Consider the following 23,116-nt stretch of genomic DNA (forward strand, 5'->3'; position numbering starts at 1 on the left):
GTTAAGCTTGAACTTGCGGTGTCTGCGTTGGTGGTGTTAGCACTTTTAAAAGTTCTAGTCGAGACTTTGTTACAGTGGCTGTTACACCCAACTTAGATAAATTCGAAACAATCTTTTTCAAATCTACTTCTTTCCTCATACATTCCACCTCAATCTTTCCTCGATTTTATATAACGTTTAATTGCCAAAAAAGTTTCATTTTTCTATGAGTATGATGTCTGACAAGTTTATCATACCATTTAACTTTACTTTAAAATTTTTCTTTTTTGTGACAGTGTAATTTTTTATACCCTGCCCTATGCACCACCAAACATTTATAAACTAACCTAAACCCTCTTATTTTATTCATTTACTTTTTTTCTCAACAACAGAAATGTCGTCTATCCATGTTTCTCCTTCCGTTTTCTTGTAATAGCAAGAACAACGGGGTTAGAATATACATATTGAAATATTGTATGAAAGCAGGGAACTTTATGAAAAAGGCAATTTTATTATTAATGTCTGTTCAATTCCTCGTTTACCTAGGTTTTGGCATTATTATTCCTGTCTTACCAGAGGTTATTGTGCAGCAAAATTGGGATAATCTCCACGTCGGTGGCTTACTGACCGTCTATTCGTTAGCTAGCTTTTTCACTGCACCCCTTTGGGGCATGTTATCAGATAAGGTAGGACGTAAACAGCTAATCTTAACGGGACTAATTGGTTTTAGCCTAAGCTTTGTTATTTTTTCATTATTTATTGATAACTTAGCTATTTTATATGTTTCCCGTATCGTAGGAGGATTATTTTCAGGAGCATTATATACGGCTGTAACAGGATTTATTGCAGATATGTCTAGCGAGGAGACACGTAATAAATATATGGGCTTTATGGGTATGTCCATCGGTCTAGGTTTTATTTTTGGTCCAGCAATTGGTGGAATGTTAGGGCATATTAGCTTGCAATTACCGTTTATCGCATCAGCTATATTAATTGGACTATTATTTATTTATGCAAGTTTCGTCTTAAAAGAACCTGAAAAACGAAAAGATTCAAATAAACGTGCTATTGTGCCAAAAGGCGCTGGGAAAATGCTTCAATATCGTGTGCGTTACTTATTTATGTTTTCATTTTTAGTAACTTTTATGTTGGCCGGTGTAGAAGCAACATTCCAATTGTTCCAAATCGAAAAAATTCAAATTACACCATTACAAATTGGTTATTTATTTATGTTTAGTGGCTTTGTTGATGCCGCGATACAGGGTGGTGTCGTTCGCCGTATCAAAAATGGCAGTGAGACAACTTGGTTAATCGGTGCACAAATTGTAACAGCCGTGGGGATGCTTTTATTCACATTAACCGCTAACTTATTTATCGCAGGGCTAGCACTATGTGTCTTTACAGCAGGAAATGCACTTGCTAGAACATGTGTTGTATCACTGTCCTCTAAAGAATCTGGCGGGCAATATGGAACAGCTGCTGGACTGTCATATTCCATGGATAATCTAGGGCGCATACTTGGCCCGCTATTTTTTACCTGGTTATTTACAATGCATGCAAGTCTCGGTTACTATACATCAGCAGTAATCGCCATTCTTTCTATTAGCTTAATTTTCATCTTTAAAGCCTCTAAAAAGTCATTGCGTTTCGATTAACATTCATAAATGGTTCGAGAGAATTATTAACAAGCAATTCGGATTATCTCTAAAAAGTCATAGAGATAATCCTTTTCTATGCTAACTAGCTACTTAAAATCTTCTTTCCTCATTTGAAGTAGGCTATACTAAGTATGTTATTATCAATAGTAAAGGCAGGTGTAGGAATGAGCATTTTTACAGATATAGAATATTTAGTTCCTTTAACTTTATTTTTTAATATTTTATTAGCCATGACTATCATTTTTTTAGAACGTAAAGATGCTACATCTACATGGGCATGGATTCTCGTGCTATTTTTCATACCATTAGTTGGATTTATTTTGTATCTATTACTTGGAAGACAGTTACGAAAAAAACATTTATTCCGTTGGGAAGGGCGTAAAGATATCGGTATTGATACGCTCATCAGTTATCAAATGAATGCCATTCGTGATGAAACATTTGAGTTTCGCATTTCAAATGCCGAAAATTATCAAGAGATGATTTACATGCACCTTAGAACAAACAATGCCGTTTTAACCCAGGACAACCATCTAGATATTTTTGATGATGGGGCCAATAAATTTGAACAGCTCCTTAAAGATATTGAAGCAGCTAAGGACCATATCCATATTCAATACTATATCTTCCGCCTTGATGATTTAGGAACACGAATCGTTCATGCGCTAATTAAAAAGGCGCAGCAAGGTGTCAAGGTACGCCTCCTCTATGATGAGATGGGCTCACGTAATGTGAAGAAGCGTCATTTTAAAGAATTGCTTAATGCCGGAGGCGAGGTAGAAGTGTTCTTTCCTTCCATCTTCCCACTCCTTAATCCCCGTTTAAATTTTAGAAATCACCGGAAAATTGTTGTCATTGATGGCCGCATTGGCTATATCGGAGGTTTTAATGTTGGGGATGAATATTTAGGCTTACAAAAAAAGTTTGGGTATTGGAGAGATACACACTTACGCATTGAAGGTAGTGCTGTACATCCACTCCAAACACGCTTTTTATTAGATTGGAATCAAGCAAGCTCCCAGCAAAAAATGGGTTACTCAGATCGCTACTTCCCTGCTATCCCCAAAAAAGGTGATGTTGGTTTACAAATTGTATCAAGCGGACCAGACTCAGATTGGGAGCAAATTAAGATTGGTTACTTAAAGTTGATCAACATGGCCCAAAAGTATATCTATATTCAAACGCCTTATTTTATTCCGGATGTAAGCTTTTTAGATGCCATAAAAATTGCAACATTGTCAGGTATCGATGTACGAATTATGATCCCTAACAAGCCAGATCACATGTTTGTTTATTGGGCTACATATTCCTATGTTGGGCAATTACTTCGAGCAGGAGCAAAAGTGTATATCTATGAAAAGGGCTTTATTCATGCCAAAGCAATTATTATCGATGATGAAGCTTCCTCTGTTGGTACAGCTAATATCGATGTACGAAGCTTTAGCTTAAATTTCGAGGTCAATGCCTTTATTTATGATGCCAATATTTCACATCAGCTGGCAGAGCTGTTTGAAAAGGATATTTTTGATTGTACAGAATTGACGTGGGAGATGTACCAAAACCGTTCATCATTAATCAAATTTAAAGAATCAATATCTCGTTTATTAACCCCTATCCTATAAACTAAAAAGGAAGAGAGCTTGTTCGCGCAGAACCGCCTCTCTTCCTTTCTTTATTTCACACCTAAATATTCTTCTAGTGTAATGCTTTGCGTAGCAATTTCTTGAGCTATATCCTTACCAACATAACGATAATGCCAAGACTCATACATATAGCCGGTAATTTCCTCTTTGTTTTGAGGGAATCGCAGTATAAACCCATACTCTTGAGCGTGCGCAAATAGCCACTGCCCAGCTGGTGTTTCACCAAATTCCTCTGTCAGCCATACATCTTCTTTTCCACGCTCTCCTATATCAAACGCTAAGCCTGTTTGATGCTCAGAATAGCCTGGACGAGCACTGTATCGATCTGCAGCTGCTTGTCCATCACGATTAACATAGTTGTTATACAGTGTTGTTTGATATTCGAAAGAACGATAACCGCTAAAAGCAACTAAATCAAACCCTTGTTGCTTGGCAGCCTCTAGCATTTGATTTAGTGCTTGTCTTGCTTCTGGATTTTCCTCAGGTGCAAAGGTAGATGGAAGCGGATAAATTTTATTTGCTAGCAGAATGCCTTTTATATAAGTTGGTTCGGTAGGTAAAGTTTGATTAGGTAGATAGCCATTTTCGTCTGGTTGCTGCTCTGGCTTTTCAGGTTTTTCCGGTGTAATGTCTGTCTTCTCTGTTTTAGAAGAATCTTGCTCTGTTGATTTGTTTGTTTCAGTAGATGTTGGTTGCTCATCAGATGCATTATTTACTTGATTATTTTTATAGTTGTAAACTACAAAAATAGATACGATTAACGCCACAGAAATCAAAGCACCCATGATGAGCAAAAGACGATTGTTTTTCACTATTTATGCCCCTTTTAAAAATAGCACATACGAAAAGAGTAAGTCCTCCCTCTGTAAATACTTATCTTATTTTATTACTTGATTGATATAATCTCATTTTAGCACTGTTCACATTTTCAGGTGTGAAATTCTTTTGATATTTTGTCAATATTAGTCTGTAAGAATAATGATGAATACGATGATTGAAGCTACCGCAAAAAAGATCGCCATATATTTCATCCATTTTGCTTCTTTTCCATAACCTTGTTCTTCAAAACTTTTTGCTCTAAAGCCATTGGACAAGGCAAACATAATCGTCATTGCAAGTACAGCGAAATTAAATTTCCCTATAATAATAAATACAAGTGCCGCAATACTAAATATAGCGACTAAAATTGATGATAGCCATTTTCTGTTCATCATGTTGTCCCCCTAAAAAAATCGAGGCAACAAAGGCGCCTCGACATGAATGAATTATTTTGCTTTTTCTGGATGTTGCGAATAATATTTACGGCCAATATATGTTTGAAGAATTAACAACGCACCACTGACTGACCAATATAAAGGTAATGCTGCCATTGATGACATTGAGATAAAGACAATCATAATTGGTGAAATATAAATAAACATTTTCATTTGGGCTTTTTGCTGCTCAGGTACAGTCCATAATGATACTCGTGCCTGAACGAGATATACAACACCCGCTACAATCGTCATGACGATATCAGGTGACCCTAAGCTAAACCATAAAAATTCATGTGACTTCACATCTGTTGAATATAAAATCGAGAAATAAAGACCCATAATAATTGGCATTTGGATTAACATTGGTAAGCATCCCATATTTAATGGATTAATGCCATGCTTTTGATAGAGAGCCATCATTTCTTGTTGATATTGCGTTTGCTCTTCTTTTGTCTTAGCTTCTTTCATTTTTTTCTGAACTGCTTCCATCTCAGGCTTAAACGCATCCATTTTTGTTTTCATCAATTGTTGTTGACGATAATTTTTCAACATAATCGGCATTAAGACTAAACGGATGAGTACGGTAATCGCAATGATTGCTAAACCATAACTACCTGCAAAGATATCGTTCCCGAAAAATTCCAGTAAAAATTCCATAGGTTTTACAAAAATACTATAGAAAATACCTTCTTTGTTTTGCACTGCTTGACAGCCACTAAGAACAAAAACAGCTAGCCCAAGCATTGAAAATAGTTTCAAATTTTTCATTTTTCCACCTACTATAATTTATCAACTACTGTGAAGTATACCTTATAGGGTCTGTCTTTATCAAATAGCAAGTGCTACTATTTATGTTTGTTATTTTCATAAAAAAAAGGTGCGAGCTTTAGCAATATGACTAAACATCTCCGCACCTCTTATTTTTTTATTCAAAGCTATGCATTTTGTAATTCTGTCTCAGCCATTTCAAATCGATAAAATTCATGATGAAGTTCATCTCTAAAATGCTTTGGCGTAACACCCGTATATTTTTTGAAGATTCGTGTAAAATAACTTTGGTTACAGAAATGGAATTGATCAGATATAGATGTAATACTTTTGTTTGTATGTCGTAAATAATATTGTGACTCTTCTACACGTCGAACATTTAAGTATTCAACTAGTGTAATACCTACATGTTCTCTAAAAATACGCGATAAATGACTAGTACTTATATGGAAGTTGTTAGCTATACTTTCCACGGTTAAATCATTCTCCAATTCATCATTTATAAACATGATCACCTTGTTGACAGTTTGATGTCGGAAAGTCGGTTGTTTGCGATCTGCAATAAAATAAACAAAGAAATCAATTAAATCATCGGCAAATTGCAAAAATTCTGCGTCTTTCATTTGGTTTTCAATCATGTCATTACAAGCAATATTGAAAGCAAATGCCTTTTTCGAAGGTACTTGATTGTCTAGCAATTTTCGAGCAACAATCGAAGACAAAACAGAAAAATAACCTCGAACAATTTTAATGACCTGTTTACCAAAACGGATTGAAAGAATATCAATTAACTCATGTAAAGATTTCTTCGCTTTGGCGGATTCTAAATGGTAAATTTCAAAAATTAATTTCGACTCAATATTAAAAAATTCTTCGACGCCGATATATTGATTTATATTATCGATTTCTTGGAAGTATCTTTTGGAAATCGTTTCTGACATAGAATGTTGATGTAGTTGCATAATCTTCCCCATCTTTCCTCAGAGTGCACGAACTGCATTACAATATTTGACATCAATCCCAATTGAATAAAAATAAGAAAATAGTATTTATTAATTTATCTTAAGAACTGAGTCCTATTTCACATTTTTTCAAAAAAACAACCTTATAAATAACCTAACTTAAACACCAGAACACAAGAAAATAGACTATACAGTGAATTTTACCATATTCTGCGATTTCCTTTCAACCACATTTTAATTGCTACTCTAGTTCTAATTTATCACATAGACATAGTAGAAACCTTGTAAACTTAATCCTAACAATTAAATTTTACCATATACCTATCAAAATAAATTAGTCATTATATAAATTTATTTACAAATTATACAAGACAAATTACACCATTATAATGAGTCAATCGACATTTTTCTATTTTATTCCTAAATCTTCTCTATATAATTTATACGATTATGTAGTAAAATAGATGATAATACTATTTTTAAAAGTTTAGACGAGGTGTTTAAAGTGGAACCAAAACAAATAGAAGAAATTATGGAGATCATTAAGGAATTCTTCCCAGAGAATACTTCCATTGCTATCTCTGATACCAATGAGTATTTGTATTACCAGCCAAGTAAAAAAGTTGATTTAAAGATTAAACCAGGCGATCCTATTAAAGAAGGTTCAGCGGCTCACAAAGCCCTAAGCTATGGTCAAAAAATTAGCTCTTACATCGAACCTGATGTTTTCGGTGTAGCCTATTACGGTATGAGTATTCCTTTAATGGAGGAAGGCGAAACTAAAGGAGCTATTACTGCTATCTTCCCGCAAAAACCATCAGCATTCTTAACAAACTACATTACAATTAAAATCGATGACTGCTGGTACCCAATTAAGCACGATCAAGTAATTTATTTAGAAACACAGCTCCGTAAAACATTTGTTAAAACAATGTCTCGTGAAGGTTATCACCGTTTAAACCTAAGTGATCTAGAGCTATTTTTAGCTCCTGATTCATTTATTCGTTGTCACCGCTCTTACATCGTTAACATTGACTACATCGATGAAATTCAACCAGATTCTCACTCAACGTTTTTATTAATTATGAAAGATGGTACTCGTATCCCTGTTAGCCAACGCTATGCAAGCTACTTCCGTCGTTCTTTAGGTTTCTAATTATAAGTACAGCGAGCAATGTATGTGGATTGTTGTTCGCTGTATTTTTTGATGCCTATGAAGCCTCCTTTTGTCCACTATTAACAATTTTCGCATAGTTTTAATGTGTAAATCACCTATATTTATACAGCTCTACAATAAAACGTTTTCTCTGTCGAAAAATCATCTTAATGCTCGATTTTCCTTTTTTTACTCAATTTAATGCTATTCATAAAGTAATTGTGACAATTTGGTGATAGTATTATTCAAATGGTTGGAGTCATACTACAACTGAATAAACAGAAAATTCTCAAATGTTTTTTCTAGTTTTGTAATCGGTTTCCATCAAAATTATTTAGGGGAGGATTTTTTTATGGATGCAAATGTTCAAAAACGCCTAGGTTTAAAAGAACTTGAGAGTAAAATTGTCACTGCTGAAGAAGCAGCAGCACTTATTTCTAACGGTGATGTAGTTGGGATGAGTGGTTTTACTCGTGCTGGGGACGCAAAAGTTGTGCCAATGGCTTTAGTTGAGCGAGCTAAAAATGAAGAATTCAAAATTGATGTATATACAGGTGCATCATTAGGACCAGAAGTGGATAAGTACTTAGCAGAAGCTGGTGCCATTCGTAAACGTGGACCATTCCAAGGAGACGCTGGTATCCGTAATTTAATTAACTCTGGGGATGTTTTATATGTAGATGCTCACCTTTCTCATAATGCTGAGCTAGTGCGCCAAGGAATTATCGGACCAATCAAGTATTTAATTCTTGAAGCGGTTGCTATTACTGAAGATGGATTAATTATTCCAACAAACTCTGTAGGTAACTCACCTATCTTTGCAGAATATGCAGAAAATATTATTATCGAGTTAAACATTTCACACCCAGAAGCCTTAATCGGCATCCATGATATTTATGTACCTGGTGAACAAGGTAAGCGTGAAGCTATTCCAATGACAGACGCTATGCAACGCATTGGTGATATCGGTATTAAAGTGGATCCAGCTAAAATTAAAGCAATTGTTATTTCTGAAGAGCCAGATGCTCCTTCATTAATCGTACCTCCAGATGAAGAAACACAAACTATGGCAAACATTTTATTAGACTTCTTCAGCGATGAAATTAAAGCAGGTCGTTTAACAAAACAATTAATGCCATTACAATCTGGTGTTGGTTCTGTTGCAAACGCTGTACTTGATGGCTTTGCAGATTCAGAATTTGAAGATTTAATCGTGGCATCAGAAGTACTTCAAGATGCAGTATTTAACTTAATCGATGCAGGTAAAGTTAAATTTGCCGCTGCCACTTCAATTACACTGACTGAAGAATTACAGCAAAAAGTATATGGCAATTTAGAAAAATATGCTGATAAAATTTGCTTACGTCCACAAGAAATTTCTAACCACCCTGAGCTTATCCGTCGTTTGGGTCTAATCTCAATCAACACAGCTCTTGAGTTAGATATCTATGGTAACGTAAACTCAACGCATGTCTCTGGTACTCGTATGATGAACGGTATCGGTGGTTCAGGAGACTTCGCTCGTAACGCACGCCTTGGTATTTTTGTTACAAAATCATACGCAAAAGGTGGAGCAATTTCTTCTATCGTACCAATGGTATCTCACGTTGACCATACTGAGCATGATGTAGATGTTATCGTAACAGAACAAGGTATCGCTGACTTACGTGGTCTTGCACCAAAAGAACGTGTACCTTTAATTATTGAAAACTGTGCACACCCAGATTATAAAGAGCAATTATGGGATTACTACAACCGTGCTGTCGAAGCAACTGGTAGCCATCAAACACCTCACCTTTTAGAGGAAGCACTTTCTTGGCATGTAAACCTTGCTAAAAACAAAACAATGAAAAAAGAAGTTTCAAAAGCTTAATCTTCAATTTTCAGGACGCCTACTAAGTGAAAACTTATTGGGCGTTCTTTTTTATTGGAAATGTTATAATAGGAATATATGCAACTAACTTACTAATTTGTTCTAATTCATGGGAGGAGCTATGAAAAAATTTATTTATGTCATTATTTTCTTTTCTTTTTTCGACCTATTTACCCAGCTACCTGTTATGAGTACATATGCAGAGTCTTTAGGAGCATCAGCATTCCTTACAGGCCTTGCAGTAGGTATGTATTCGTTATCCAATACATTTGGTAATATCATTTCAGGCTTTTTAACGGATCGCAAAGGACCTTTTATCATACTCATTGTTGGTCTCTTAACAACAGGTTTATCGTTAACACTCTATAACTTAATAGAGGAGCCTATTGCGCTTTTAGGAGTCCGATTTATTCATGGACTTGTTGCAGGCTTCATTGTACCTGCCGCCTTTACCTTTCTAGCAAACGCTACCGAACACGAAAAAAGAGGTAAGGGCAGTGCTATATCTGGCGCATTTGTTGGTATTGCTGCCATTATTGGCCCTGCTTTTAGTGGCATTCTAGCAAGCCGAACAAGTGTCCCATTCGTTTTTAACATCACTGCAAGCTTTATGCTTATATTAGGGATCCTTTCTTTCTTTTTACTAAGAGCAAATCAAGTAAAAAAAGAGAAATCGGCACCAAGTACATATATTCCGATAAGTGTATTCTTTAATAATCCAGGAACATTAAAGGCATTTTCAGGAGCCTTCTTCTTAATGTTTTCACAAGGTGTAATCGCCTATCTTCTACCGCTCAAAGTCCAATCTTTAGGCTTTGACTCCCGTTTAAGTGGCACATTGATGAGCACATTTGGTATTATCGCTGTACTCGTTTTTCTATTACCAACTAATCGTATTTTTGATAAAGTAAATCCCCTAAAAACATTGTCACTTGGTATTGGATTAATGGGATTAAGCCAATTATTAATTAGCCAAGCGGATTCTAGCTCTTTACTTTACTTAGCAATGGCATGTTATGGAGTAGGGTTTGGATTCCTTTTCCCTTCCATAAATTCACTCTTAATAGATTCCACAACCGCTGAAATACGAGGAAAAGCATATGGTTATTTCTATGCATTTTTCTCTCTTGGTGTAGTAATAGGGTCTTCCTTGTTAGGATGGCTATCACTTGGAGTGATTAGCGGCTTTATCTTTACGGGAATTATATTATTAATATTTGCAATAGCAATCCTACTCCCACACAAAAGACCTTCTCATACATAGATGAGAAGGTTTTTTGGTTATTTTTCCTTGTCTTGAATTTCCTCATTATAGAAGTGGACACCAGTATGTCCTCCACCTTCAGCTACCATCTCATTTGAGGCAATCTTCGTTGGAGAAGTACCAGCCTCTGTTGCCACCTCTGTTGATACGCGTTCTGCAATATTGTCATGCATATCCGGCCCTGTTGTCAGATAAGATTCTAATCTTGATTTCATATTATTAAACATCGATAGTGCTTTATCACGGTTCTCTTTTTTACTTAAATAAGATGCTGCTAATCCCGCTAATCCTGCAATGACAACACCTGTTCCTTTTCGTTTAGCCATATTTATTACCTCCTAAAAATATAGAAACTAGCTCTGTACTATAGTTTTTCCCTATTCTTAGAAGAATAAACATTTATTTTTTTATCTCTATCTGCATATATATATAAATAAGAAGTATACTTGCTTAATATCCGCCGTACTTATCATTCTTCTATTAAAATTCAGTATAATTTTCGACATTTATCATAATTATATAATTATTTATGATTACAAAACGCAAGTAATGGGAATTAATGAATTAATACTTAAAATAGGAGCGTGATTATAATGAAGGAATTCGATTTAGCGTACGATTGGGTAGACATGGCTTCATTAGTAGGTGGGGCAGGCCTTTTAACCATACTAATTTATGGTGTCATTCTTTTGTAAGGAGCTGCTTAAATGATTTACTTTAGTAATTAAAAGGCAATCCGCTTACCTATAAGCAGATTGCCTTTATTTTATCGTTTTACATCATTATATGCATCTGATTTGGCAAAGGCAGCTACTACATAGGAACAAACAGCTTCCATCTTGTAGTCGTGTTGACGTGCATATTGGGCTGCCTGATCAAGCAATTGTTTGGCCACCCCTTGACCGCGGAGCTTATCTGATACATATGTGTGATCCATTACCATTACTTGCCCATTTTGCTGCCAAGTAATTTCGGCAAGCCTTTCCCCTGCTTGCTCATTCAAAAATGCAAATTTATTTCCTGCTAATTGCTGTAATTGGAATTCCATTTCTCACCACTCCTTTTATTCATAGTACCATAGCTTTTTGTATTTTCACAAAGCTTGCGACTCTTCTAAATAAAAAGAATCTGTCCACTCATTCTAGTAAATGAGTATGACAGATTCTTTTATTTTTCATTGTTAGTTAAACCAAGAAGATATAGTATCTTTTAGATTAGCAAAGAAGGTTTTCACACTTTCCCAGAATCCTTTATCCTCCATGAGAGAGCCAAACTTCTCCTGAATCGTATTACTAATATCGTTTAACTGTTCAGACCATTTACTAAAATCAATATCCAGTTTACTGATTTTATCCATCAAATCTACGAGCAATTGACGGTCCTTTTCACTTAAATTAATTTCCAGCTTGTTTAATTGCTCTTGAACGATCTTTTCAACGTCTTCACGTGTAGCTGGCTTTGTTTCAGCAATTTGCTTTTTAATTTCGGTTAGTAATTCAGCAACCTTTGCATCATCCACACCTGCAGATTCAGCAATAGATGTTGCAACTGATAACTCTTCATTTGCTACATCTGTTCGTTCAATATCAAGCGTTTCACCTGTAGTGACCTCGTAGGCCTTGTAAATACCTACTAACGCTGAATGCCCTGTTACCGCCTTAGGTGCAGCCACCTGTACTGTGGCATCTTCAATCCCCGCCGTTAACATGGCATTCGCGTACATTTCAGATGTCACCTGTGTAATATTTGTGGGTGTGACAATTTCTATTACTAGACCGTCCCCTGCATCTCTACGCGTAATTTTAGCAGAAGAATACATGCGGGAACTTGAATTACTATCTTTAATGTATTTAACTAAATCCTGACCTGATACCGTTATTTCTTCGATTTCAGGCTCTTCACTTACTTTTAATGATTTCTTTACTGATTCTTTTTCAGCTTCAGATAAATTTGCCCCATATACAACGATCGGTACGCCTAACTTTTCATCAATTGCTTTCGGAGGCGTATTATCAGCTGCAAACCCTGTTGCTGGTGCCATCACACCGAATACTAACATAGTAGCTGTTAGAATTTTAATCCAAGCTTTTTTCAAATCGTGTGACCCCTTTCGATAAAACCTCATAATTAGCCCGTATAATGTATACCACTATACAGTTATTAGTACGTAAAAAAGAAGAGAAGGTTTCAAGGATGTCTCTTATCGCTTGTCTTTGGTTTATCAATCGTCCACTAGGCTTCTTCCGTCCAGCCGTCCTGTTGCTTCACTTTACCAGCTTTCATCAATGTTCCTAATGCACGTTTAAAGGCACCCTTACTCATATGAAACATTTCTTGAATTTCTTCAGGAGAAGACTTATCACCAAATGGCATTTTGCCCCCAACATCCTGTAGATAGCTCAAAATTTGCTGTGCATCATCGGAAAGACGCTCATGTTTTCGTGGCAAAAGAGAACCGTTCATGGAGCCATCTTCTTTTACATCAATAATTCGAACTACTACATCTTGTCCCAAGCGTGGCTCCGCACTGCGCTCTGATTCATGTACAAAAATACGATATGGATGTTCTACACCTAGTAAAAACGAGCCAACAGGTAACAAACGATATGGACGTGCCTGAATATTTTTATTATGCAAATCTTCAAATGCACCTTCATATAGCTCAGAAATCTTCTCTTCCGTTGCTAATCGCCCAAATAAATCACCGTTCCGGTCTGTTCGTAGTGTCATAAATAAATGATCACCTGGAACCGGCCACACCTCTTTTAATGGTGGTAAATCCTCTGCTTTTACTAATACTTCACGGGAGGAACCAATATCTACATAAGCCCCTTCACGTTCTACTACTTTTAGCACTCTTGCCCAACCATATTCCCCTTGTGTAAAAGCTGGAATAGCTGTTGTAGCGGCTAGGTCTCCTCGTCGATCTACAAATAAAAATACTTCAAGGCGATCACCTACTGTTAGCGGCTCTGTTACCTCTGAAGCATTTAAAGGTAGTTCTTCAACTCCATTTGTTAAAATCCATTTGGATGTTTGTTGCTCTAATACCGTTAATGTAACGACTTCACCTGATTTTAATGCGTCCATATTGTCTCCCTTTCCCTCACACCATCATTTTATAGATTGTGCTGTGTCTTTGATGCCTCTAATTTTTTCACGATGTCTGGATTCTCTTCCATTACTTGCACAAGATCTGCTATACGATCGATTGAATTCCAACTTAAATGATGCTCTATTCCTTCAACATCATTATATATACGCTCTTCATCCACACCAATCATTCGTAAGAACTGCTCGAGCAATTCATGACGCTGCACAAGACGCTTACCAAGCTTTTCACCTTTCGGCGTCAATGTCAGTCCACGGTATTTTTCATAAACTAAATAACCATCTTTATCTAATTTTTGAACCATTTTTGTAACAGAAGAAGGAAGAACAGATAATGCTTCAGCAATGTCAGACACTCGCGCATATCCTTTGTTAGCGATTAGTAAATAAATTTGTTCGATATGGTCCTCCATACTAGGTGTTGGCATATCTTTTTCCCTCTCTTTCCTTTTCTTACTCTCTAGTTTACTACAAGCTTGGCTTAAAAGTTAACTGAAAATACATATGCCAGAAAATCACTACCTGTACAACTTAAAAAGAGCCTCTTCATTTAAGAAGTAGGCTCCACTTTGTGTCGAGGATACTTATTTACCACATGTAACGCGTGAATAATCTCTTTGTTAATGCGCTCAATACTTTCAGGAGTATTCATTTCCTTAAATGCCTCGTCTCTAGCTTCCATTGATGTAACATACTTACTCGGCAATGCATTTAGTGTAAGTGCCACCGTGTCGAGTTCACAGGTTTCGCATTTACAAAATGTTTGATATTCCGGTCCTCGTAGTAAAAAGCTTACTAAACCACGCACAATCTCTTCTGTAACATTTACTAAAATAGGATCTGACTTATTCAAACTTTCGCCTCATTTATATTGAATGCTTACATTACTCCTGAAACTATAATAGCCTTTAAAAAGTTCTTTTTCAAGAATCACTAGTAGCATCTATTCGCACAAAATTAGTAGTGTCAAAGTAAGATTAATCTCCTGCTTTTTCCTGTCAAATCACATCTTACCTACTACTTTTTTGCTTTTATTAGTCTTAATGAATTAAAAACAACTAATAAGGTTGCGCCCATATCTGCAAAAATTGCAATCCATAACGTTAGCCATCCGGGGATAACTAGCAGCAACGCAATTAATTTTAAGGCTAGGGCAAAAATAATATTTTCTTTGATAATACGTAGTGTTTTTCTGCTTAAGCCAATGGTGTATGGGAGCTTTGTTAAATCGTCACCCATTAAGGCAATATCCGCTGTCTCGAGAGCTGCATCTGTACCTGCTCCCCCCATTGCAATTCCTACATTTGCAGTTGCCAATGCTGGCGCATCATTTACACCATCTCCAACCATTGCTACGGCTCCAAACTGTGCACGTAAATCTTTAATCGCCATTAATTTTTCCTCTGGTAATAAACCAGCACGCACATCTGTTACCTGTAATGATGTAGCAATAGCTTGGGCAGTAGGCTCTGCATCACCTGTTAGCATCACCATATGCTTAACTTTTAGGGCTTTTAATTTTAGCAATACATCCTTACTTTCATGACGTAATTGATCAGCAATCCCAATTAATCCAATGAGTTGGCTTTTCGAAACCGCTGCTACTACTGTCTTACCCTGTTCCTGCAGTTTTTTAACCTGATTTTCTATATTTTTATCGATAGAACCTAGTGTCGAAGCCCATTTCATGCTACCTACATAAATAATCTGCTGATCAACCGTTGCAAAGGCTCCTTTGCCTGTGACTGATTGGAAATCAGTAGGCACTAGCTCAGATAAATTCTTATCATGTAATCTATTTAATATGGCTTTTGCCAAAGGGTGTTGAGATTGTTTTTCTACTGCAGCTACAAGCTGTAGTACATAGTCCTCTGACCAACCTTCCATTGTCACTATATCTGTGACTGCTGGCTGTCCTTCGGTTAATGTACCTGTTTTATCAAAGGCTACCGCTTCAATATGTCCTAATTGTTCTAAATGAATACCGCCCTTAATAAGGACACCCTGTCTTGCTGCGTTGCCAATCGCAGTGACAATAGCCACAGGTGTAGAAACAACGAGTGCACAAGGACATCCTACTACTAACACCGCTAAACCTTGGTAAATCCAGTGCTGCCAATCACCCATAAATAAAGGTGGAATGATAGCTACTAAAAAAGCAATAATTATAATAGCTGGTGTATAATACTTGGCAAATCGATCAACAAATTGCTGAGAAGGGGCTTTCTCTGCCTGTGCCTCTTCTACAAGATGAATAATCTTAGCAATTGTTGTGTCTTCTACTCGCTTTGTCACACGAACCTCAAGCGCGCCCTCTTCATTTAATGTACCTGCGAATACTTCATCATTCACTGTTTTATTCACCGGAATAGACTCACCTGTTATAGCTGCTTGATTCACTGCAGATAACCCGCTAATGACAATACCATCCATCGCAATCTTTTGCCCAGGCTTTACAATTAAAATATCTCCTATCTCAATGTCTTCCGTCCGCAGTTCAAGCTCATGAAAATGTTCACCATGTGCTCTTTTGATGATAGCTGTTGGTGGAGCGATATCCATCAACCCTCGTATAGATTGTCTTGCCTTATCCATGGAATAGGCTTCAAGTGCTTCACTTACAGCAAATAGAAAGACTACAACTGCCGCCTCTTCCCACTCCCCAATAATAGCAGCGCCAATAATAGCGATAGTCATAAGGGTCTTCATATCAAATTCAAAGCGAGCTAAATTACGGAAGCCCGTTTTAAAAATACCCATTCCCCCTACAAGAATCGCTATGATGAACATGGCTATCGGGATTGGGTTGGTCTCTCCCTGAATAGAAACAAATAAATATCCTAGTATGACAAAGAACAAAGATACCCCTGCCAAAATATTTTCTTTCTTACGGTAAAAAGGTATAGATTTTTCAACTGCTCTCACTGCTGATTGGGACACCTTGATCCCATCAAAAGCACCTGCTTCTTCAATTTGATTCACACTAATGTTACCGACTACTGTTATTTTAGAAGCACCGAAATTGACTTGTGCATCCTCCACTTCTGGTATGGCCTTTACATTTTTCTCAAACTTCGCAGCACAGCTGGCACAGGAAAGATTTTGCAATCTGTATTCTTGTTTAGTTGGCGTCGCTACCATTCGCAATCCCCTCTTTCGCATGTTCATAGGCAATTGTTACAATTTGAAATACATGCTCATCCGCTAAAGAGTAATACATTTGCTTCCCTTTGCGGTGTGACTTTGCTAAATTATTATCTTTTAAATAACGTAAATGATGTGATGCTGTTGCGACTGACGAGCCAATAATCGATGCTACATCACAAACACATAATTCATCCTCCACCGTTAAAGCAAAGGCAATTTTAAGTCTTGTTTCATCAGATAATGCTTTTAGAAACTTTGCTACCCCTGATAAATCAGGCATTTGTTGTTGTACCTTGGTGACAGCTTCTTCATGTACTTGCGTCACCTCACAAATTTCTTTCGGCATAGTCTTTCACCTCATTCAAATATTCGTTTGATTGTATTCAATGTAACATATTATTCCATCTTATTCAAATGAATGTTTGAATGTTGTGATTTATATCCTAGTAAAAAAAATTAACGTACTTTATAAGTACGCTAATCTTTTTTGTTACTGCGCTTTTAAATTTAATGTTTTACCTTTAATATCTTCCTGTTTTACAAAAGTTTGATGATAATCACCATTTGCCCAATCAATTACTTGGTCTTGGTACCAATCCGACTTTATATGACCACTTTGACCAGGTCCAACAATATGATAGGCTGAGCCTAAATCACCCACATCCACAACAAAACGCCAAGAAGCACCATGATCCACATTACCAGAAAGATCATTATCTGCAGCCTGTACCGTCACCTTGGAGCCACCAATTGGCACCTTTTTAGCATTAAAATAGGCAGCTAAAATTGGCGAAGCACCTCCTAAAGTATGATTAAAAGTGAGCTGGTGAAAATCGCCCCATGTCCACTTAGAAACATTTTTACCAAATTGATCTTCTAATTGTGTAATAGTAAGCTCAAGTGCCTTGTAAACGGTTGCATCAACCCCACCTTGCTCCTCTATCCAAATACTCTTACCACCTGCATAGGCCGTCCGTAAAAGCTGATCTGTAATATTAAATTTCCCATGCATGATGTTGTACATATATACAGGCATTTGATCTTTAAACAATACTTCCTGTAATTTGGTCATCAGTGTATGGAATACGAGTGGTGCTCCTGATTCCTTAGCATCAACCATATCCCAATCCTCTAGCATAGCGATAACCTCTGCGTACTTACCATCCTGATCTTGCGCTTTAATCGATGTTAATAAACTAGGAAGGAATTCCCTTGCATAGAGATTATGTTGATCCATTTGCAAGTTCATCATATCCTCAACCGTTATCGAATCATTCGCCTCAAGTACTTCTTTAATCCGTTCAAAACGGTAAGGCTGAGCCCAGAAATCTGTAATGTGATAAGGATATTCCTCTCCTACCACTTGATTATTAGCGGTCGCAATAAAGCCTTCCTTTGGATTCACTACTGTTGGCAGCTCATCCCATGGAATAAAACCCTCCCAACCATAGTCACTAGAATCACCTGGAACTGGCAATTGACCATCGCCTATCTTACGAATAGGGATTTGACCATTTGCTTTATAAGCAATTGTGCCATCCTTCGAGGCAAAAACGAAGTTCTGCGCAGGGGCCTTAAAGTCTTCTAAAGCTTTTTCAAAGTCATCCCAGGATTTCGCTTTATTAAAACCAATTACTGCACGTAATTCTGCAGTCGGCTGAAGTGCTGTCCACTGCATTGAAAATTGTGCAGTTGGCTTGGTATCTTTGAATGCCAGATCCGTCATAATTGGACCATGGCGTGTCACAACCACTTCAAAGTCTACAGTTTCTCCTTCCTTCACTTTAATAGATTCATCACGTATCTCGGCCTGCTCCCACTTCCCATCGTAGCGGAATTGTGTGGAATTATTAGGATTTGGTATTTCAATATATAAATCCTGCACATCTGGGCCAACATTTGTTACACCCCATGCTATATCATCGTTATGACCTAAAATAATACCTGGAATTCCTGCAAAAATGACACCACTAACATTTTGTTGCGGGGACTGCAGATGCATCTGATACCAAATAGATGGAGTACTTAAACCTAGGTGAGGGTCATCCGCCAAAATAGGTGTGCCAGATTTAGTTTTCTCTCCAGAAACAACCCAGTTATTACTGCCATTAAATTCATTAGGCAATAGATTTGGATTAAATTGACCTACTACCGCAACAGGATTTTGAATATTTGCCTCAATAATAGATGAGGCATTCTCTGGATATTTAATAAATAATTCTTTCGCCTTATCTTCATCAAAATTTTGTAAAGCCCAGTGTCGGAAGGCAAGTGTATTCCAATTCCCCCCCAAATCATATGCCATATACTTCCCAATCGTTAAAGAATCCACGACGGACCATTCCTCTGGCTCGTAGCCCAATAAAGAAAATTCATAGCTTAAAGTTTTATTTTCCTTAGCCTGTTCAATAAATGCATTTACCCCTTCTGCATACCACTTTAATACTTGCTTGCTTTCCTCATCATAAGCCGCGAGTGATTTCTCAGCGGCATTGCGTAAGCTAAAAGTACGAAAATGTTTGTCCGTATTTATCGTCGCTTCTCCAATAATCTCTGATAATCGGCCACTCGCCTGTCTTCTTGCTAAATCCATTTGAAACAATCGATCTTGTGCTTGAACATAACCTTGCGCGCGATACAAATCAGCATCTGTCTTTGCAAAAATATGAGGAATCCCTTTGTCATCCCTTGTAACCTTCACATCCTGATCTAAAATATTGACTGCTAACTCACCATCAATTATCGGCTTAGATTTATTCATAAACCATGTAAATCCGATAAAAGCTACGATTGCTAAAGTCGCTACGATTCCTGCAATGACGATGAGCCACTTTCTCCATTTGAACTTTCTCTTTTCCACCTTATTACCCCCTCTGTGCACTATATTCCTTACTACCTCTCAAAATCCTTAAAATAATGTCCAAAAGATTATAGCAGGCGGATATTTGTTTTTCATGTAAGTAATTCACTCTATAAATACAATTTTCTGTCAACACCCACTATTAGACTAGTATAAACAATTGGATATACCTAGGCTACAGAGCATTGTTAAAAAACATATCTATCTGTATATTAGCTTCCTTTCATTAGTCTCTTTTTTTGAATGAACTACTATAATTCTATTATTCTTGCAAAGAAAAACCGTATTTCCATATAGAAAATACGATTTTAAATGCTAGACATGTAGTTGTAATTCAATGGGACAATGATCGCTGCCCATGATGTGCGGGTGAATAGTTGCTTGGTTTATTTGGTTTTTTAATTGCTCCGAAACAATAAAGTAGTCGATGCGCCAACCGATATTTCGTTCACGTACTTTATTCATATAGGACCACCATGTAAAATGGTCAGTTTCATTTGGATGCTTGTATCTGAAAGAATCTACAAAACCGCTTGCTAAAAGCTCCGAAAATTTTGCACGCTCCTCATATGTAAATCCTGAATTACCTATATTCGATTTAGCATTTTTCAAATCTATTTCAGTGTGTGCAACATTTAGGTCTCCGCAATAGACAACTGGCTTCTTGCTATTCAGGTCTTGTAAATAGCTCGCTAAATGCTCTTCCCAAGTTAGGCGAAGTGGTAATCTCGCTAAATCACGCTGTGCATTGGGTGTATAAACATTTACTAAATAAAAATCTTCATATTCTAAAGTAATAATCCTACCCTCATCCTGAGAATCTTCATCTCCAACTCCATACTTAACGGACAACGGTGTATGCTTTGTAAATATAGCCGTACCAGAGTAGCCTTTCTTTTGAGCATAGTTCCAATATTGCTCATATCCATCTAGCGCAAGCTCCACTTGTCCAGCCTGACATTTAGTTTCTTGGATACAAAAAAAATCTGCCTCTATTTGATGAAAGAAATCTAGAAAGCCTTTCCCCAGACAAGCCCTAATCCCATTGACATTCCATGAAATAAATTTCATCTTATCCTCACTCCTTAAAAAAAACGCCCTTCGACTCAAGCGAAGAGCGTCCCATTATAGATCATCACCAACAATTTTAACTTCTGTTTCTAATTCGACACCAAATTTTTCCTTCACAATACGCTGTACCATTTGAATAGTTGCTATATAATCAGAAGCAGTAGCATTGCCTTTATTGACAATAAAACCTGCATGCTTTGTAGAGACTTCTGCACCGCCTACCCCTTTGCCTTGTAAGCCACTATCTTGAATAAGCTTACCTGCAAAATGACCTGGTGGACGTTTAAAAACACTTCCAGCAGATGGATATTCTAATGGTTGCTTTGATTCTCGCTGAAATGTTAAGTCGGCAATCTTCGCATCAATTTCATCTTGTTTGCCAGTAGCTAATTGGAACTCTGAGGATAACACATAATAGCCTTTCTTCGCAATAATGCTTTTACGATAGCCAAGTTCAAGTTCTTCCTTTGACAAGGTTAAAACTTCTCCCTCTTTTGTTAACACCTTAGATGAAACAATAATATCTTTAATCTCACCGCCATAAGCTCCTGCGTTCATAGCCATTGCACCGCCTATTGATCCAGGGATACCGCAGGCAAATTCAAAGCCTGTTAAGGTTGCTTTTGCGGATAGTTTTGACACATCTTTAATCAGCGCACCACTTTGGGCATAAACATGTTCACCATTAATCCGAATTTCATCTAAATTTGAAAATGTAACAACGATTCCTCTATGACCACCATCACGAACAACCATATTAGATCCGTTACCTAACATTAATAAAGGAATATTATTTATATATGCATAGCGAATTACAAATGCTGCTTCTTCTTCTGTATCAGGAAGAACAAAAACATCTGCTTTGCCACCTAATTTTGTCATTGTATATTGTTGTAAAGATTCATCTAACTTAATATTGGCAGGACTAATGCTCTTCGCTAAATCCTTTGCCCATTGTTGTTTTGTCATGAGAGCTAATTCCTTTCTAACGTCCTTCTTACTCTACACCAGTATGGATTTAGAACCCCAATTTGACAAGTAAAATGAAGGGTATTTTTATCTCACATAAAAAGACAGGTAGGTCTTGTGCAGAGATGATGAATATTATAAAGAAAATTGACAGTCATTCCAAGTGTCGTTTTTGGCACAATATTACCTAAAGGACAAAGGACTTATTTTAGAGCCAGCTACTTGCCCATGTTTCAATATTGCGGATAGCCCCTTCTAATGCTTGCCCTTTATCTGTTAATGAATATTCAACTCGTACTGGAACCTCAGAATACACTTTACGTTCAACAAGCCCTTCTTTTTCCAGTTCCTTTAAGCGTTCTGATAATAAACGCCCACTAACAGGTAATGCTGACTCTATTTCATTAAAACGCTGTGATCCATCTAATAATTGATACAATATTAAACCCGTCCATCGTTTTCCAATTAAATCCATTGCTTTAGCTAAACGAGGACATAAAGTTGTCTCATTCATATTTCTTCACCTCTATGTACCTATTGTAACGATTATTAAAGGAAATGTAAATTTAGAGTAACTTATTTACATAACATAATTTATACACTTTTATATACTTAATTACAAAAAGTAACTTTTGAATTTTCGTCTTTTCATAATCACGGCGGAACTTACCATCGTTAAAACATCTGTCCTCCTAATCATAAAATGCCATAGATATCAGTAATGTGACTAACTATTTATTTACGTATTGTAAATGTTCACAGTTTACACTTTTATCGAAGGTTATCCTTTCCTATTTATGAAAAATACATTGAATATGGTATTTGTTTACTTTATTATTCGTTGTAGAATGCTGTTTTAGGGGGTTTTTATATGAAAAAATACACTATTGATGTCAGTCATTCCACACTTAGCTTTTCTGTACGACATATGATGATATCTAAAATTCACGGTACATTCGAATCGTACAACGCTGAAATTGCTGCAGTCAATATTGAGAAAATGCAGGATGCAAGTATTTCTATTACCATTGCAGTGGCTAGTGTCTCCACAAAAAATCATGACCGTGATATACACCTTGTGTCTCCAGACTTTTTTGATGCAGACGTTTATCCAAAAATAGTCTTTACCTCTACATATATTGATAAACAAAATGATAATAATTTTTTGATACATGGGGATTTAACGATTAAAAATATAACAAGGCCTATCGTATTTACAACAGTATATACAGGAAACGGTGTTAATCCTTGGGCACAAGAAGTATATGGCTTTCAGGCAAAGGCACAAATTGATCGCCGTGATTTTAATTTAGTCTATAATACGATTTTAGAAACAGGCGGCGTATTAATCAGTGATGAGATTGACATAGTGGTAGATGTCGAGTTAAGCCCCCTTTAG

23 protein-coding genes are annotated in these 23,116 nt (G+C 36.7%); 6 read left to right on the plus strand and 17 right to left on the minus strand.

Annotation, left to right across the window (positions count from 1 at the left end; genetic code table 11):
* Nucleotide 1 precedes the first annotated feature (1 nt).
* A complete protein-coding gene (locus ACP3VS_RS08920; protein ID WP_164908744.1) occupies nt 2-139 on the minus strand; it encodes an Lmo0850 family protein in 138 nt (45 codons plus the stop codon).
* Between the two features lie 334 nt (nt 140-473).
* On the opposite strand from ACP3VS_RS08920, the gene ACP3VS_RS08925 reads away from it, so the two are divergent.
* Together ACP3VS_RS08925 and cls are read left to right on the plus strand one after the other, a co-directional pair.
* Nucleotides 474-1,634, plus strand: a complete 1,161-nt coding sequence (locus ACP3VS_RS08925) for an MFS transporter (RefSeq protein WP_031416495.1) — start codon at nt 474-476, stop codon at nt 1,632-1,634.
* Nucleotides 1,635-1,801: 167 nt separating this feature from the next.
* Nucleotides 1,802-3,259, plus strand: coding sequence for a cardiolipin synthase (gene cls / locus ACP3VS_RS08930; protein ID WP_031416497.1), 1,458 nt, complete (start codon nt 1,802-1,804; stop codon nt 3,257-3,259).
* Between the two features lie 50 nt (nt 3,260-3,309).
* Here cls and ACP3VS_RS08935 read toward each other — a convergent pair whose 3' ends face one another.
* The 4 genes from ACP3VS_RS08935 to ACP3VS_RS08950 all read right to left on the minus strand — a co-directional run bounded on the left by ACP3VS_RS08935 (nt 3,310) and on the right by ACP3VS_RS08950 (nt 6,266).
* Nucleotides 3,310-4,092: a M15 family metallopeptidase gene (locus tag ACP3VS_RS08935; protein WP_012295802.1), complete on the minus strand. Its 783-nt coding sequence runs from the start codon at nt 4,090-4,092 to the stop codon at nt 3,310-3,312.
* A 150-nt stretch (nt 4,093-4,242) separates the two neighbouring features.
* Entirely contained in the window at nt 4,243-4,494 is a 252-nt protein-coding gene (locus ACP3VS_RS08940; protein ID WP_012295803.1) for a hypothetical protein, read from the minus strand.
* Nucleotides 4,495-4,545: 51 nt separating this feature from the next.
* Nucleotides 4,546-5,304 (minus strand): membrane protein insertase YidC, encoded by a 759-nt coding sequence (gene yidC, locus ACP3VS_RS08945; RefSeq protein ID WP_012295804.1) that lies wholly within the window; start codon nt 5,302-5,304, stop codon nt 4,546-4,548.
* Between the two features lie 167 nt (nt 5,305-5,471).
* Nucleotides 5,472-6,266, minus strand: a complete 795-nt coding sequence (locus tag ACP3VS_RS08950; RefSeq protein WP_031416499.1) for a helix-turn-helix transcriptional regulator — start codon at nt 6,264-6,266, stop codon at nt 5,472-5,474.
* Between the two features lie 505 nt (nt 6,267-6,771).
* Here ACP3VS_RS08950 and ACP3VS_RS08955 point away from each other — a divergent pair.
* The 3 genes from ACP3VS_RS08955 to ACP3VS_RS08965 all read left to right on the plus strand — a co-directional run bounded on the left by ACP3VS_RS08955 (nt 6,772) and on the right by ACP3VS_RS08965 (nt 10,559).
* Complete coding sequence (locus ACP3VS_RS08955; protein ID WP_008177095.1) at nt 6,772-7,422, plus strand: LytTR family DNA-binding domain-containing protein; 651 nt, start codon at nt 6,772-6,774, stop codon at nt 7,420-7,422.
* A gap of 352 nt (nt 7,423-7,774) precedes the next feature.
* On the plus strand, nt 7,775-9,295 hold the full coding sequence (locus ACP3VS_RS08960; RefSeq protein WP_031416501.1) for a succinate CoA transferase: 1,521 nt from the start codon (nt 7,775-7,777) through the stop codon (nt 9,293-9,295).
* 121 nt (nt 9,296-9,416) lie between these two features.
* Nucleotides 9,417-10,559: an MFS transporter gene (locus ACP3VS_RS08965; protein WP_031416502.1), complete on the plus strand. Its 1,143-nt coding sequence runs from the start codon at nt 9,417-9,419 to the stop codon at nt 10,557-10,559.
* Nucleotides 10,560-10,576: 17 nt separating this feature from the next.
* Here ACP3VS_RS08965 and ACP3VS_RS08970 read toward each other — a convergent pair whose 3' ends face one another.
* The 12 genes from ACP3VS_RS08970 to ACP3VS_RS09025 form a co-directional block, all read right to left on the minus strand.
* Nucleotides 10,577-10,885, minus strand: a complete 309-nt coding sequence (locus ACP3VS_RS08970; RefSeq protein WP_008177106.1) for a hypothetical protein — start codon at nt 10,883-10,885, stop codon at nt 10,577-10,579.
* A 440-nt stretch (nt 10,886-11,325) separates the two neighbouring features.
* A complete protein-coding gene (locus ACP3VS_RS08975; protein WP_012295809.1) occupies nt 11,326-11,607 on the minus strand; it encodes a GNAT family N-acetyltransferase in 282 nt (93 codons plus the stop codon).
* A 132-nt stretch (nt 11,608-11,739) separates the two neighbouring features.
* Nucleotides 11,740-12,654: a DUF1002 domain-containing protein gene (locus ACP3VS_RS08980; RefSeq protein WP_012295810.1), complete on the minus strand. Its 915-nt coding sequence runs from the start codon at nt 12,652-12,654 to the stop codon at nt 11,740-11,742.
* Between the two features lie 137 nt (nt 12,655-12,791).
* Nucleotides 12,792-13,649, minus strand: coding sequence for a CvfB family protein (locus tag ACP3VS_RS08985; RefSeq protein ID WP_012295811.1), 858 nt, complete (start codon nt 13,647-13,649; stop codon nt 12,792-12,794).
* A 29-nt stretch (nt 13,650-13,678) separates the two neighbouring features.
* Nucleotides 13,679-14,098 (minus strand): transcriptional regulator MntR, encoded by a 420-nt coding sequence (gene mntR, locus ACP3VS_RS08990; protein WP_008177112.1) that lies wholly within the window; start codon nt 14,096-14,098, stop codon nt 13,679-13,681.
* Nucleotides 14,099-14,220: 122 nt separating this feature from the next.
* On the minus strand, nt 14,221-14,523 hold the full coding sequence (locus ACP3VS_RS08995; RefSeq protein ID WP_031416504.1) for a late competence development ComFB family protein: 303 nt from the start codon (nt 14,521-14,523) through the stop codon (nt 14,221-14,223).
* Between the two features lie 164 nt (nt 14,524-14,687).
* Nucleotides 14,688-16,811 (minus strand): heavy metal translocating P-type ATPase, encoded by a 2,124-nt coding sequence (locus ACP3VS_RS09000; protein ID WP_031416505.1) that lies wholly within the window; start codon nt 16,809-16,811, stop codon nt 14,688-14,690.
* Nucleotides 16,792-17,163 carry an ArsR/SmtB family transcription factor gene (locus ACP3VS_RS09005; protein ID WP_008177117.1) on the minus strand — a complete coding sequence of 124 codons (372 nt, stop codon included), beginning with the start codon at nt 17,161-17,163 and terminating at the stop codon, nt 16,792-16,794. The genes ACP3VS_RS09000 and ACP3VS_RS09005 overlap by 20 nt, the downstream gene beginning before the upstream one ends.
* A 144-nt stretch (nt 17,164-17,307) precedes the next feature.
* On the minus strand, nt 17,308-19,677 hold the full coding sequence (locus tag ACP3VS_RS09010) for a penicillin acylase family protein (protein WP_426388561.1): 2,370 nt from the start codon (nt 19,675-19,677) through the stop codon (nt 17,308-17,310).
* Nucleotides 19,678-19,992: 315 nt separating this feature from the next.
* Complete coding sequence (locus ACP3VS_RS09015) at nt 19,993-20,748, minus strand: exodeoxyribonuclease III (RefSeq protein ID WP_012295815.1); 756 nt, start codon at nt 20,746-20,748, stop codon at nt 19,993-19,995.
* 54 nt (nt 20,749-20,802) lie between these two features.
* The gene (gene murB, locus ACP3VS_RS09020; protein ID WP_012295816.1) at nt 20,803-21,717 is read right to left on the minus strand and encodes a UDP-N-acetylmuramate dehydrogenase; all 915 of its coding nucleotides are present in this window, start codon (nt 21,715-21,717) and stop codon (nt 20,803-20,805) included.
* A gap of 208 nt (nt 21,718-21,925) precedes the next feature.
* Nucleotides 21,926-22,231 carry a winged helix-turn-helix transcriptional regulator gene (locus ACP3VS_RS09025; protein ID WP_012295817.1) on the minus strand — a complete coding sequence of 102 codons (306 nt, stop codon included), beginning with the start codon at nt 22,229-22,231 and terminating at the stop codon, nt 21,926-21,928.
* 357 nt (nt 22,232-22,588) lie between these two features.
* On the opposite strand from ACP3VS_RS09025, the gene ACP3VS_RS09030 reads away from it, so the two are divergent.
* Nucleotides 22,589-23,116 carry a YceI family protein gene (locus ACP3VS_RS09030; RefSeq protein WP_031416508.1) on the plus strand — a complete coding sequence of 176 codons (528 nt, stop codon included), beginning with the start codon at nt 22,589-22,591 and terminating at the stop codon, nt 23,114-23,116.

This window comes from Lysinibacillus sp. VIII_CA, assembly GCF_049943995.1.
GTDB lineage: Bacteria > Bacillota > Bacilli > Bacillales_A > Planococcaceae > Lysinibacillus > Lysinibacillus pinottii.